At 66.0% G+C, this 14,243-nt stretch carries 10 protein-coding genes; 9 read left to right on the top strand and 1 reads right to left on the bottom strand.

The annotated features are described in order from the left end of the window. Positions 1 to 155 precede the first annotated feature (155 nt). The 4 genes from J5T34_RS00630 to J5T34_RS00615 all read left to right on the top strand — a co-directional run bounded on the left by J5T34_RS00630 (position 156) and on the right by J5T34_RS00615 (position 6,809). Positions 156 to 572, top strand: coding sequence for an HIT family protein (locus tag J5T34_RS00630; protein WP_347880626.1), 417 nt, complete (start codon positions 156 to 158; stop codon positions 570 to 572). A 59-nt stretch (positions 573 to 631) separates the two neighbouring features. Further along, on the top strand, positions 632 to 1,513 hold the full coding sequence (locus J5T34_RS00625; RefSeq protein WP_347880625.1) for a 3-hydroxybutyryl-CoA dehydrogenase: 882 nt from the start codon (positions 632 to 634) through the stop codon (positions 1,511 to 1,513). Between the two features lie 127 nt (positions 1,514 to 1,640). Next, positions 1,641 to 4,229: a hypothetical protein gene (locus tag J5T34_RS00620; protein ID WP_208577447.1), complete on the top strand. Its 2,589-nt coding sequence runs from the start codon at positions 1,641 to 1,643 to the stop codon at positions 4,227 to 4,229. Between the two features lie 120 nt (positions 4,230 to 4,349). After that, entirely contained in the window at positions 4,350 to 6,809 is a 2,460-nt protein-coding gene (locus tag J5T34_RS00615; RefSeq protein ID WP_208577445.1) for a hypothetical protein, read from the top strand. Between the two features lie 4 nt (positions 6,810 to 6,813). Here the strand turns inward: J5T34_RS00615 and J5T34_RS00610 are convergent, their stop codons facing one another. Then, positions 6,814 to 7,482, bottom strand: coding sequence for a Crp/Fnr family transcriptional regulator (locus J5T34_RS00610; protein ID WP_208577443.1), 669 nt, complete (start codon positions 7,480 to 7,482; stop codon positions 6,814 to 6,816). Positions 7,483 to 7,740: 258 nt separating this feature from the next. Here J5T34_RS00610 and J5T34_RS00605 point away from each other — a divergent pair, with 258 nt between their 5' ends. The 5 genes from J5T34_RS00605 to J5T34_RS00585 all read left to right on the top strand — a co-directional run bounded on the left by J5T34_RS00605 (position 7,741) and on the right by J5T34_RS00585 (position 14,236). Beyond that, positions 7,741 to 9,744: an AMP-dependent synthetase/ligase gene (locus tag J5T34_RS00605; protein WP_208577441.1), complete on the top strand. Its 2,004-nt coding sequence runs from the start codon at positions 7,741 to 7,743 to the stop codon at positions 9,742 to 9,744. Between the two features lie 151 nt (positions 9,745 to 9,895). Next, the gene (locus J5T34_RS00600) at positions 9,896 to 10,705 is read left to right on the top strand and encodes an ABC transporter ATP-binding protein (RefSeq protein ID WP_432207616.1); all 810 of its coding nucleotides are present in this window, start codon (positions 9,896 to 9,898) and stop codon (positions 10,703 to 10,705) included. Positions 10,706 to 10,760: 55 nt separating this feature from the next. After that, positions 10,761 to 11,675, top strand: coding sequence for a branched-chain amino acid ABC transporter permease (locus J5T34_RS00595; RefSeq protein WP_174108956.1), 915 nt, complete (start codon positions 10,761 to 10,763; stop codon positions 11,673 to 11,675). Positions 11,676 to 11,705: 30 nt separating this feature from the next. Continuing rightward, positions 11,706 to 12,782 (top strand): branched-chain amino acid ABC transporter permease, encoded by a 1,077-nt coding sequence (locus J5T34_RS00590; protein WP_208577437.1) that lies wholly within the window; start codon positions 11,706 to 11,708, stop codon positions 12,780 to 12,782. A 116-nt stretch (positions 12,783 to 12,898) separates the two neighbouring features. After that, on the top strand, positions 12,899 to 14,236 hold the full coding sequence (locus J5T34_RS00585; RefSeq protein WP_208577435.1) for an ABC transporter substrate-binding protein: 1,338 nt from the start codon (positions 12,899 to 12,901) through the stop codon (positions 14,234 to 14,236). Positions 14,237 to 14,243: the final 7 nt, after the last annotated feature.

Here is a 14,243-nt window from a genome sequence, read left to right as displayed (position 1 = left end):
CGTGCCCGGCGCGGTCGTTCTCTTTCGCGGGCAGATTCGCACGACCGTGCGTTAAACTCGCAGGCTGCGTTGCCAGCCGCATGTTCAGCGGATTTCCCGCGCGATTTCAGCGGACCATCGCGGCGCAGTCGCACATTCCCGAACCGGAGCACACGGTGTACGACCCGAACAATATCTTTGCCCGAATCCTGCGAGGCGAGCTGCCTTGCCACAAGGTCTACGAAGACGCCGACACGCTGGCCTTCATGGACATCATGCCGCAGTCCGACGGCCACGTGCTGGTGCTGCCGAAGGAGGCCGCCGCCGAGCTGTTCGATCTGTCCGAAGGCGCCGCGCAGGCCGCGATCCGCACCACGCAGCGCGTCGCGCGCGCGGTGCGCGAGGCGTTCCAGCCCGATGGCCTGTCGATCGGCCAGTTCAACGGCACCGCCGCCGGCCAGACCGTGCCGCACGTGCACTTCCATATCGTGCCGCGCTACGCCGACCGCCCGCTGCGCGGCCACGCCAGCGAGCCGCAGGATCCGGCGGTGCTGCAGCAGCACGCCGCGCGCATCGTCGCGGCGCTGGGCTGATCCGCTCGCATGACCTCGGCCCGGTCCAGGACCGCCCGCATTTCCTCCATTCCAGTTCCATTCGCAAGCAGGGAGACAGCATGACAATCCAAACCGTCGGCATCATCGGCGCAGGCACCATGGGCAACGGCATCGCGCAGGCGTGCGCGGCGGTCGGACTCGATGTCGTGATGGTCGACATCAGCCAGGCTGCGGTCGACAAGGGCATCGCCACCATCGCCGGCAGCCTGGACCGGCTGATCAAGAAGGACAAGATCACCGAGGCCGACAAGAACGCGGCGCTCTCGCGCGTGCGCGGCTCGACCGCCTACGAGGACCTGAAGGCCGCGCAGATCGTGATCGAGGCCGCCACCGAGAACTACGAGCTCAAGCTCAAGATCCTGAAGCAGATCGAAGCGCTGGTCGGCGACGACACCATCGTCGCGTCCAATACCTCGTCGATCTCGATCACCAAGCTGGCCGCGGCGATCACTCGCTCCGAGCGCTTCATCGGCATGCACTTCTTCAACCCGGTGCCGATGATGGCGCTGGTCGAACTGATCCGCGGCCTGCAGACCAGCGACGCCACGCACGCGGCCGTCGAGCAGCTGTCGAAGCAGCTCGGCAAGTATCCGATCACGGTGAAGAACAGCCCGGGCTTCGTCGTCAACCGCATCCTCTGCCCGATGATCAACGAGGCGTTCTGCGTGCTGGGCGAAGGGCTCGCATCGCCAGAGGAAATCGACGAAGGCATGAAGCTGGGCTGCAATCATCCGATCGGTCCGCTGGCGCTGGCCGACATGATCGGGCTCGACACCATGCTGGCGGTGATGGAGGTGCTGTACGCCGAGTTCGCCGATCCGAAGTACCGGCCCGCGATGCTGATGCGCGAGATGGTGGCCGCCGGCTATCTGGGCCGCAAGACGGGCAGAGGCGTCTACGTCTACAACGGGGCGAAATAGCAATCCAGGTCCGGCGTGCCGGACACCGCGCAGCGCGTTTTAATGCGTAAACGCAGAGTGTTTTAGCAAAGCTGGATTTGCTTTTGGTTCATATGATTGCGCGATTCAATGTCGGAGTCGCACGATCATGACCATGGAGTTCACGACCATTCAGCTGCGCGAGCAGCTGGATGGCGACCGCAACAACCTGCTGGCCGATCTGCTCGGCGCGCACCAAGGGGTCTTCTACATCAACGGTGGCGGCACCTTCAAGCTCGAATATGTCACCGAGGGCAAGCTGACCCGGCTGGCCGTCACACGGCAGCACGCCGACGGCGCGTCCTGGCTGCAGAAGGTGAAATGCCTGGCCATCGACCTGTGGGGCGACAACGGCCAGCGCAAGCTCCAGCAGGCGTTTCGAAACGTGCACGGCATCGCGAACCAGATCGCCAGGGATCTGCAGCATGATCGCGACACGGTGATTGGCCGGATTTGTCCGGACGGAGCGATCGGCACGATGCTCGACAGCGTGGGCCTGTGCCCGCCCGACGCCGAGACGCTGGCCTGGAGCGCCAAGCGCGCGCCGTACAGCCCGATTGCGCTGGACCGGCTGGACCCGCATCACACCCGCCTCGATGACGACAGGCTGGTGCTGGCCTTCCGACACCACAACGACACGATTGAACTGGTCTTCACCGGCCATCCGGGCGAGCAAGGCGCGCGTGCGCTCGCGCGGCTGCATGCGCTGGCCACCGGAACGGGGCCCTGCGCCGAGCGCTTCGGCAAGTATGCCGACTTGCGCCAGTTGCTGGGGCAGTTCGTTCGGGCCAGCATCGAGGACGAGGCGCCGGCCGAACTGGCCAGGATCGTCCGCGCGCGGGTGCTGCGCGAGGTCCCGCTTGTCCTTCACGTGGAAAGCCGCGATCGACTCGGCCACCCGCCCGGCTATCTGTACGCCCCCATCCTTGCTTCCGACTCCGCGATCGCCGACGAAACCGGGGCGGCCATCGAACTGGCGCTACAGCGCCTGTCAAGGGACCTCGTCCTGCTGGCGGCCTCGAAGGCAAACAGGATCATGCAGGAAGATGGGTGTTGGCCCGTGCCTGCGCGGCCGATCGTGGAGAAGTATGCGGATATCGCGATGGAGCGGGCGCAGGCGGCTGCCCGCGACCAGCTCGCCGGCCATTCGCGCGAGGCATTCCGCCGGCGCGTGGAGCAGCAGGTCGGCGCCACGCCGCAGGAATGCGCATCGTTGCAGGCATGCAGCCAGCAGCGGGGCAAGCCCGGTGCCGGGCCGGCCTCAGGCCATGTGCCCCGACACGCCGCATTCGTCGGGATTCCCGAAGGTGGGGTCCGCGGCATGGCGGCGATGGTCTTCCAGCAGAACGTGTCGTTGCTGAAGACGTTGTGGTTGAATCTGACCCACCCGCGAGCGAAGGCGCATGCCGTCGCCCCCGACGCGAAACAGGTGCTGCATGCCGGCGAGACGCGATACCTGCGCGATGCCGCCTCGGGCGAGGTGGTCAAGCGCCACGCCGTGATGTTGCGCGCCTATCCGATGGCACTGCATTTCCCGATCGGCGCCAATGTGCCGATCGCCAGGTCGAAGCTGGCAGATCTGGCGGCGGCGAAGACCTATCTCGGCCTGCCGAAGCTGTACGAGCAACTTCATACGACGATCCATGACGACCACATGCACATCGCCGTGGTGCCCCAGGTGCGGCTGGCCGTCGATCAAGCGGTCCGCGACATGCGCAACGAGCGCCGCGAGACGCTGGCCGGCCTGCTGGCGGGGGATTCCTTGTCGGCACCGCTAGCCGGGATGCTGGGCGAAGACGTGCGCCGGGATGTCGTCGCCGCCGTGGTCGCCACGCGCATGGCTTTCCTCGAGGCACGCGCGGCGCGAGACGTGTGTGCCACGGCGATGGTCCACGATGTCGCGGCAAAAAAGGCGCTTGCCGTGATCGAGGCGCCCTCGCTGCCAATGCTCCGGGCCATGGCGCATGCGGACGCTGCCGCCAGGTCGGCGCACCATGCGAGCAGGCGAGCGGACGAGGCGCTGAGCCAGGCGACGGCTCACCTGGGCCGGCTTTGCGGCGGCGTCGATGCACAGGTTTGGGCGGAGGCGTCAGGCATCCTGAGCGACAGCGACCATGCCCGATCCACGCATCCTCACTCGGTCTTGTCGCACGCGTTTGCGTCGCTGATTCCGCAGATCGATCAGGAGCACGAACGACTGATGGCGGACGAGACCGCCTTGCGCCGGCGGCTGGATACGATGCGCATTGGCAAGGCGACACTGGGCGAGTTCAACGCGTGGACGCGGGCCGAGGTCGAGCACTTCTGGCGGGCCGGCCGCCCCGCCGCGGGCCTCGCGGCGGATCCGGCCGCCGATCCCGCCGCCGGTCAGCCGGCGAACCCAACGCAACCAGCCGAACCGGCGCTCACGTCGTTGCCCGGTACGCGGCTGGCCCGTGCCGAGACGGCCCAGCAGGCCGCCTATTGGTGGTATCTCGCTTCATTGGGCGGCGAGCCGGTGGCGGCGAACGGTGCCTTGCTGGCCGACGGCATCGAGTCCCTCAATTTGACGGTGCTGGACGCGAGCGGCCGCCCGCGCTCGCTCGGCGGCATCGACGCCGCATCGATCGATGAGGACCGCGATTGCGGTCCTCCCGCCGACCTCGTGCATGACCGCAATCGATACAGCATCTCCACGGCTGCCGCACGCCTTGTCTGACGGCCCCTTACGGACATTCGATGCGTGAGCGCCTGCGGAAGAAACGTGCGCTTTCCGAAAAGTGGCCTGCCAGCGATCCGTACGATGACCGCCTCGCTCACCCTATGAGGATCGAAAGTCATGGCGACATTTACGGGAACGGTGGAGAAGACGAATTACGCGCACTACTACAGGGACGTGCAAAGCAATCCAGGCGACTTCGTGAAGCGGGTCTTGCAGGATGCGAAGGTCGGGGATGGCCCCGCGGCGGCAGAGCCGAGCGGCACATTCAGGGTCGGCAACGACACCTTCAGGCTGACGCTGACGACCCAAGGCAAGACCCAGAAGCTGTGCATCAAACGTGAGGTCGAGGACGGCAAGTCGTGGCTGCACATGCGCATGGTGGGGCTGATGGATGCGCTGTTCTTCCGCAGCAGCACGCGCATCATGGAACGCGCATTGCGCAGCGAAGCCACCATCAAGACCGCCATGGTGACGGTCATGCGCCCGAAGGCGCAGCGCATCGTCAAGCAACTCTGGCCCGAGACGGACGTCGCGAACGCCGAAGCGCGTCCAGGTTCTTCCGCGGCCGGGGGCAGCGCGGCGCCGGCGGAACGGCGCCCGATAACGGAAGGCTGCCTCGAAACGCTGGTGCCGCTCAATCCCGGAGAAATCGATGCGTGGATGCGCTGTCCCGACGGCGGTCCGGTAAGCCTGGACCATATCGACCGAGGCAGAAGCAGAATCGAGGACGGCATTCTGATCCTGTCCTTCAAGCGCGGCAGCGACGCCATCGAGTTTCGTCTTCAGGCTCGGCCTGGCGGCATGGTCAGGGGCGCGGAGCGTGTTGACCGGGACATGCAACGGTTGCTGGGAATCGCCAGGGGGGACAGAGAGGACTGCGACTATCGGAACATGGCCGAATTGATGGGCCGGTTCATGGTGGCGACCATCGAAGACGAAGCGCCTCGGCAGCTGGAGGAAGCGGTTCGCCACATCGTTGAGGAAAACCGGAACAACGATGCCGCGCCGCTGCTGAGCGGGAAGGTCAAGGCCGATCGCACGCTGGAACCGGATCGCGCGACGCGGCGAGCCATTGCCCAGGCAGTCGACGAAACGATGGCGTCGTGCCGCGCGGCAGCGCAACAGCGCTTCCAGTCGATCCTCGACGGCGCGTGCCGCGACAAGACCGACACGTTGGTGTCCGCGGCGCTGGATGCACGCGAGAAGCTGATCGAGACCATCGGGCAGAAAGTCAGCCCCTTCCTGGCCCAAAGGCGGCTTGCCGCGTTCGTGCGACAGGTCGTGCAGGAGCGCGGCGTGGACGATATGGCGGCCACGGCCTTGCACACGAACATCACAGTGGGCAGCCCCTTGCCGTCGCGCGTGCGGCTGGCGCAATACACCCGCAAGCCTGACTGGCTGGAGCGCCTGTCCGGCGAGGAGCCGGGCGTGGAGGTGCTCGCCGTCGCGTCGCGGGAGGACGGCGATGCCCTGCGTTTCGTGCCGTTGGGCCGGACCGACATGGCGACGTGGGCCTGGAAAACGATCAAGCTGACCAAGGTGCCAAAGGACGTCGAAAGCGATGCCAAGGCGCTGCATCGAACCGTTTTCGACCAATCGCTGGGGCGGTTCTACGAGGGCGAAATCCGGCCGCTTCTCGATCAGGGCGTGGAAGCATTTCTTCGGGATTTCGGCTTCCAGGCTGCGAACGACAGGGCCGGCAGAGGTGCCGCAAAGCAGCTGCTGCTGACGCTGATGGGCAGCGTGCGGATCGGCAATACCACGCTTGGCTACCTTCATCGCTGGGCCGACGAGGCAGCTGGAGCAAACCATGGCGTACCCGCGCAGGCCAATGCTCGTGCCGATCGGGTCATCGTGCCGGAAGAGGTCGGGCTGCGTGACAGCCTGATCGCAGCGAACCCGATCTCGGAGCGTCAAGCCGCGGCATACGCTCTCAGGCAGGATCTGCGGTACGCGGTGGGCTCGATCGCCAACGTCACCGAGTCGGACAGCAACAAGCCGGTCACGCTCTACACCGGCGGCAAGTTCAAATCCGTACAGCCGTTTGCCACGACCGCAGTGCGTACGACGAGCGGCGAGTCGCAGGAGTTGCATCCGATCGACAACGGCAACAAGAAGGACATCGAAAAAGGGAAGGAAAAAGATAAGGAAAAGGGCAAGGAAAAGAGCAAGGAAGAGAGCAAGCAGCAGCCGCACCCGACTCCGTCCCCCGCGCCCAAGACCGTCACGGTGCCGCCGTCCGCGCCTCCGTCCTTGAACGTTCCGCCGTCAGCGCCGTCTTCCTCTTCCGCTGCATCTTCCACGGTGCCGCCGTCCGCGCCGCCGCACACGGAAGCGAAGGCGCCGACCGCCAACAAGGAGGTGCCGGCCGAAAGGCAGGTGCCGGCGGAGAAGCAGGTGTCAGTCGAGAAGGAGGTGTCAGTCGAGAAGCAGGTATCCGTCGAGGAGCAGGTATCCGTCGAGAAGCAGGTATCCGTCGAGAAGCCGGTGTCAGCCGAGAAGCCGGAGCCGGCCGAAAGTCCGGTGCAGGCCAATAACGAGGTGCCGGCCGAGGACAAGGTGCCGGCCAACGCCTGATGCCTCATTCCCCGTACTGACGCAAGCCTTCGAGATCGAGCACCTCGATCTCGCCATAGTCGACCCGAACCAGGCCCTGCTGTTCGAGCACCTTCAGGGCCTGGTTTGCCCGCTGCCGCGAAATGCCGGCCAGCAGTCCGATCTCCTCCTGCGAAATTTCCAGCTTGGTGCCGATGCCCGGATAGAGGTGTTCGTTGAACAGCGACGACACCGCGCGCGCCACGCGCGAGTCGATATCGAGCAGGCGCTCGTACTCGACCGCGGCAATGAACTGGCCGAGCCGCTCGTTCAGCTGGGTCAGCAGAAAGCGCGTGAAGGGCAGGCTGGTATCGAGCAGCCATTGAAAGGTTTCCCGCGGCAGGAACGCGATGCGCGAATGGCGCAGCGCCATCACGTCGTACTTGCGGATCTCCTGCTTCAGCGCGGCGCCTTCGCCGAACCACCCGCCGGTCGGCACGCCGGTGAAGGTCACCGACTTGCCCGATGGCGACACCGTGGTGATCTTGACGATCCCCTCCAGCACGCCCAGCCAGTGCTCGGCCATCTCGCCCTTGTGGCAGACGTAATCGCCGGGGTTGAATTCGCGCACGAACATGGCCTGCCGCACGCGCCGGCGCTGTTCGTCGCTGAGGTCGGCGGCCCAGATGCACCGGTCCAGAAAGTCGTTGAGCATGCCTGCGAGACTCCGGCAGGGAGTCCGATATGGACTCCGCTAGGGATTAACCCGGAATTGTCACCGACGTGACAACCGGGGGGAGGGGCATCGGCTATCTTACGTTCACCACGGACCGACCCGCGCGCGATGGCGCGGCCACGATATCCCTGGCGTGTCGCGGCCCCTGGCCGTCGGGCGACCAGGGGCAAGTATAACGATCGGCCCCGGCGCTTGGCACCGGCGGGAACCCACCCGCCGGAGGGACAGGAGACAGCGATGCAGGACAGGTCGGCAACGACCTTCCCGCGACTGCTGCTGGCGCATGCGCAGCAGCGGCCGGATCATCCGGCCTATCGCGAGAAGGATCTCGGTATCTGGCAGACGAGCAGCTGGTCGCAGGCGGCGCAAGAGGTACGTGCGCTGGCGTGCGGGCTGGCCGCGCTCGGCTTCGGCCGCGGCATGAACCTGGCGGTGATCGGCGACAACCGTCCCCGGCTGTACTGGGCGATGACCGCCGCGCAGGCGCTGGGCGGCGTGCCGGTGCCGCTGTACCAGGACGCGATCGCCAGCGAGATGGTCTACGTGCTGCGCGACGCCGACATCGCGTTCGCGGTGGTCGAGGATCAGGAGCAGGTCGACAAGCTGCTCGAGGTCGAGGCCGAACTGGCCGCGCAGGGTGGTGCGGTGCGGCATCTGGTCTACGAAGACCCGCGCGGGCTGCGCGATTACGATCATCCGTCGCTGATGTCGTACGAACGCCTGCAGGAGATCGGCCGCGAATACGACCGCGCGCATCCGGGCTTCTTCGACCAGGCCGTGGCCGCCGGCGACCCCGACGATACCGCGATCATCCTGTACACCTCGGGCACCACCGGCAAGCCCAAGGGCGTCTGCCATTCGCACCGGGGCCTGATCGGCGCGGCGATGCATGGCTGCGAGTTCGACCGGCTCGGCCCGGACGACGACGTGCTGTCGTACCTGCCGATGGCCTGGGTCGGCGACAACCTGTTCTCGTACGCGCAGGCGCTGGCCGCGGGCTTCACCGTCAACTGCCCGGAATCGCGCGAGACCGTGATGACGGATCTGCGCGAGATCGGCCCGACCTACTACTTCGCGCCGCCGCGCATCTACGAAAGCCTGCTGACCCAGGTGATGATCCGCATGGAGGACGCCGGCTGGGTCAAGCGCAAGCTGTTCGACTGGGCCATGGCCGTGGCGCGCCGCTGCGGCGCCGACATCCTCGACCGCCGTCCGGTGCCGCTGCTCGAGCGGATGCGCTACGCGCTCGGCGAATCGCTGGTCTATGGTCCGCTGCGCAATGTGCTGGGCATGAGCCGCATCCGCGTGGCCTATACCGCCGGGGAGGCGATCGGCCCGGACCTGTTCCGCTTCTATCGCTCGATCGGCATCAACCTGAAGCAGTTCTACGGCCAGACCGAGACCTGCGCCTATGTCTGCCTGCAGCCGGACGGCCAGGTCAAGTTCGATTCGGTGGGCCCGGCCGCGCCCGGCATGGAGATCCGCATCGCGGAGAACGGCGAGGTGCTGGTGCGCGGCGTCGGTTTGCTGAAGGCGTATTACAAGCGCGACGACGCGACCCGCGAGGCGATCAACGACGAGGGCTACTTCATGACCGGCGACGCCGGCGTGATCGATGCCGACGGCCATCTGAAGATCATCGATCGCGCCAAGGACGTCGGCAAGCTGGCGGACGGCTCGATGTTCGCGCCCAAGTACATCGAGAACAAGCTCAAGTTCTTCCCGTACATCAAGGAGGCCGTGGCCTTCGGCACCGGCCGCGATCGTGTCTGCGCGTTCGTCAACATCGATTTCGAGGCGGTCGGCAACTGGGCAGAACGGCGCCATCTGCCCTACGCCGGCTATATCGACCTCGCCGCGCAGCCGCAGGTGATCGAGCTGATCACCGAATGCGTGGAGCAGGTCAATGCGGACCTGGCCAAGGACCCCGCGCTGTCGGGCTCGCAGATCGCGCGTTTCCTGATCCTGCACAAGGAGCTCGACCCCGATGACGACGAACTGACCCGCACGCGCAAGGTGCGCCGCGGCTTCATCGCGGAGAAGTACGCGGTGCTGATCGAGGCGTTGTACGACGGTCGGCCGGAGCAGTTCATCGAGACGCGCGTCAAGTTCGAGGACGGGCGCGAAGGCAGCGTCAGCGCGACGCTGAAGCTGGTGGATGCGAAACGCTTCCCGCCGGCGGGATCGGCGCAAGCCGCACAGGCAACGCCGGCGGCAGCCCCCGCCGAGCAAGCGGCATAGCAGGGGCAGGAGGATGACGCAGATGGCGTGGCAAGGCGTGGAGCGGCGGGCCGACGGCTCGCCCGAATGGACCGGCCCGAGCACGGGCGCCAGTGACGGTGCCGCCGGCGAACCGCTGGCCGAAGGCGGCGTGGCGATCGCGGCGGAGTCGATGCCCAACCAGGAGGCGACAGAGGCAACATCGACGCGGCAAGGCGACGTGATTCTCGACCTGCAGCATATCTCGCTGGCGTTCGGCGGCGTCAAGGCGCTGACCGATATCTCGTTCGATGTGCGCGAACACGAAATCCGCGCCATCATCGGCCCCAACGGCGCCGGCAAGAGTTCGATGCTGAACGTGATCAACGGTGTCTATCACCCGCAGCAGGGACGCATCGTGTTCCGCGGGGAGGAACGGCGCAAGATGAATCCGACCGCCGCCGCGCGCCAGGGCATCGCGCGCACCTTCCAGAACATCGCGTTGTTCAAGGGCATGACCGTGCTCGACAACATCATGACCGGGCGCAACACGCGCTTTCGCTCCGGCCTGCTGGCCAACGCGCTGTGGTGGGGCCCGGCCCGCAACGAGGAGATCGCGCACCGGCGCAAGGTCGAGGAGGTGATCGACTTCCTCGAGATCCAGTCGATCCGCAAGACCCCGGTGGGACGCCTGCCCTATGGCCTGCAGAAGCGCGTCGAGCTGGCGCGGGCGCTGGCGGCCGAGCCGGAGCTGCTGCTGCTCGACGAACCGATGGCCGGCATGAACGTCGAGGAGAAGCAGGACATGTGCCGCTTCATCCTGGACGTCAACCAGCAGTTCGGCACCACCATCGTGCTGATCGAGCACGACATGGGCGTGGTGATGGACATCTCAGACCGCGTGGTGGTGCTCGACTACGGCAAGAAGATCGGCGACGGCACGCCCGAGCAGGTCAAGTCCAACCCCGAGGTGATCCGCGCCTACCTGGGCGCATCGCACTGAACGGCATGGCCGCTTGCGCAGGGCCGACCCTTCGTCTTCCATCGAGACCACGCCGATGACCTTCTTCTTCGAAATCCTGCTCGGCGGACTGCTGTCCGGGCTGATGTATTCGCTGGTGGCGCTCGGCTTCGTGCTGATCTACAAGGCCTCCGGCGTGTTCAACTTCGCGCAGGGCGCGATGGTCTATTTCGCCGCACTCGCCGTGGTGGGCCTGATGGACAAGGGCATGCCGATGTGGGCGGCGGTGATCGGCGCCTTCTTCGTGATGACGCTGGTGGGCATCGGCACCGAACGCTTCGTGCTGCGCAAGCTGGTCAACCAGCCGCCGATCACGCTGTTCATGGCGACCATCGGCCTGTCGTTCTTCCTCGAAGGGCTCGGGCCCTTGCTGTTCGGCAACGAGGTGCGGCCAATCCAGCTGGGCATCGTCGACGAACCGATCGAGGCGATCCTGACGCGCTTCAATATCGTGATCTCGAAGTTCGACCTGGCGGCGGCGGGCATCGCCGGCGTGCTGGTTGCCACCCTCGCGCTGTTCTTCCAGTACACCAAGGTCGGCCGCGCGCTGCGCGCGGTGGCCGACGACCACCAGGCGGCGCTGTCGCTGGGCATTCCGCTGCAGCATATCTGGGCCATCGTCTGGGGCGTGGCCGGCTTCGTCGCGCTCGTCGCCGGCATGCTGTGGGGCTCGCGCAATGGCGTGCAGTTCGCGCTGACGCTGACCGCGCTGAAGGCGCTGCCGGTGCTGATCCTCGGCGGTTTTACCTCGGTGCCCGGCGCGATCGTCGGCGGGCTGATCATCGGCGCGTCGGAGAAGCTGGCCGAGATCTATATCCCGCCGGTGTTCCAGTCGATGTTCGGCGGCAACTTCGGCGGCATCGAAGGCTGGTTCCCCTATGTGTTCGCGCTGCTGTTCCTGCTGGTGCGGCCCGAAGGGCTGTTCGGCGAAAAACATATCGACCGCGTGTGACACGGCGTATTGCCGCGACAAGGAGTTCGCATGTTCTATCGTGAAGCCGGCCAGTTCAAGACCGACTATGTCGCCGACAGCCAGATCTTTCCGATCCGGCAGGACCGCATCGGCTTCGCCGTGCTGCTGGCGGTGGCCTTCGTCGGCGTGCCGCTGATCGGCAGCGAGTACTGGTTCTCGGCGATCCTGATCCCGTTCCTGATCTTCTCGCTCGCCGCGCTCGGGCTCAATATCCTGACCGGCTACGCGGGCCAGCTGTCGCTCGGCACCGCGGCCTTCATGGCGGTGGGCGCGTATGCCGCCTACAACTTCCAGTTGCGCATCGAGGGGCTGCCGGTGCTGCTGACCTTCGTGCTGGCGGGGCTGTCGGCCGCGCTGGTCGGCGTGGCCTTCGGCCTGCCTTCGCTGCGGATCAAGGGCTTCTACCTCGCGGTGGCGACGCTGGCGGCGCAGTTCTTCGTGGTGTGGGCGCTGACCAAGTTTCCCTGGTTCTCGAACAACAGCTCCTCGGGCGTGATCACCGCGCAGCAGCTGGACCTGTTCGGCCTGCCGATCGACACGCCGATGCGCAAGTACCTGTTCGTGCTGGCGATCGTCACGGTGCTGGCGCTGGTCGCCAAGAACCTGGTGCGCTCGTCGACCGGACGCGCGTGGATGTCGGTGCGCGACATGGACGTGGCTGCCGAGGTGATCGGCATTCCGCTGATGCGCACCAAGCTGCTGGCCTTCGCCGTCAGCTCGTTCTACTGCGGCGTGGCCGGCGCGCTGTATGCGTTCTGCTACCTCGGCTCCGTCGAGCCGGACGGCTTCTCGCTGGACCTGTCGTTCCGCGTGCTGTTCATGATCATCATCGGCGGGGTCGGCAGCATTCTGGGCTCCTTCCTCGGCGCCGCGTTCATCCTGCTGCTGCCGATCCTGCTCGACAACATGCTGCCGCCGCTGGCGGCGCTGCTGCACCTGCCGTTCACCAACGCGACGGTCTCGCACATCCAGATGATGGTGTTCGGCGGCCTGATCATCTTCTTCCTGATCGTCGAGCCGCACGGCCTGGCTCGGCTGTGGCAGATCGGCAAGGAGAAGTTGCGGTTGTGGCCGTTCCCGCATTGACGCCGTGTCGACGGGGCACGCTTCAATGTCATGCAAACGGGTAGTTGGATGCCAACGCCATACGAACGCGCTAACCACGCGATAACAACGCACCTGCCAAGGTGAAGGAGACAGTGATGAGCAACCTGATTCGCAATGCCCAGCGCGTCGCGCTGGCAGTCGGCGCGGCCGCCGCGCTGCTGGTGCCGGCGCTGCCGGCACAGGCCCAGAGCGGCGAGCAGTTCATCGCGCTGCCGAGCTACCGGGTCGGGCCCTACGGCGCCAACGGGCAGTCCTGGTATGGCGGCTTCATCGACTATCTGAACTACGTCAACCTGAAGGAAGGCGGCATCAACGGCGTCAAGCTCAGCTGGGAAGAGTGCGAGACCGAGTACAACAACGCCAAGGGTGTCGAGTGCTACGAGCGGCTGAAGGGCAAGAACCCGACCACCAAGGGCACCGCCTACCATTCGATGTCCACCGGCATCTCGTATGCGCTGGTCGACAAGACCGCGGCCGACAAGGTGCCGCTGGTGATGATGGGCTATGGCCGCACCGACGCGGTCGACGGCTCGGTGTTTCCCTATGCCTTCCCGCTGGTGACCACCTACCAGATGCAGGTGTCGGCCATCGTCAAGTACCTGGCCAGCAAGACCGGCGGCTCGCTGGCCGGCAAGAAGATCGTCTACCTGTATCACGACTCGGCGTACGGCAAGGAGCCGATCGTCGCGCTGCAGGCCGAGGCCAAGCTGGGCAAGTTCGATCTGATCGAGATCCCGGTCGCGCACCCGGGCAACGAGCAGGGCGCGCAATGGCTGCGCATCCGCCAGGAGCGGCCGGACTACGTGATCTTCTGGGGCTGGGGCGTGATGAACCAGACCGCGCTGAAGGCGGCGCAGAAGGTCGGCTATCCGCGCGACAAGATGATCGGCTCGTGGTGGGCCGGCTCCGAGGAAGACACCGTGCCGGCCGGCGACGCCGCCAAGGGCTACATGAGCGCGACCTGGAACGTGGCGGGCAAGGGCGTACCGCTGATCGCCGACATCGAGAAGGTGGTCTACGGCGGCGGCAAGGGCAATATGCAGGACCGCAACAAGATCGGCTCGGTGCTGTACAACCGCGGCGTGTCGGCCGCGGTGGTCACGGTCGAGGCGATCCGCGTCGCGCAGAACAAGTTCGGCAAGGGCAAGCCGATGAGCGGCGAGCAGATGCGCTGGGCGTTCGAGAACCTGAACCTGACCAACGCGCGGCTGCAGCAGCTCGGCGCCACCGGCCTGCTGCCGGAGATCAAGACCAGCTGCGAAAACCACGAGGGCTCGGGCAAGGTCAAGATCCAGCAATGGGACGGCGCCAAGTGGACCGTGGTGTCGGACTGGATCGAAGGCAACAAGAGCCTGATCCACCCGCTGTTCAAGGCCAACGCGGCGCAGTACGCGAAGGAGAAGGGGATTACGCCGGCTTGCGCGAAGTCGTGATGCGCTG

The sequence above is a fragment of the Cupriavidus gilardii genome, from assembly GCF_017598945.1.
GTDB classification, from domain to species: domain Bacteria; phylum Pseudomonadota; class Gammaproteobacteria; order Burkholderiales; family Burkholderiaceae; genus Cupriavidus; species Cupriavidus gilardii_E.
The sequence above is the reverse complement of the archived record's forward strand: the minus strand, read 5'-3'. Positions and strand labels throughout refer to the sequence as shown.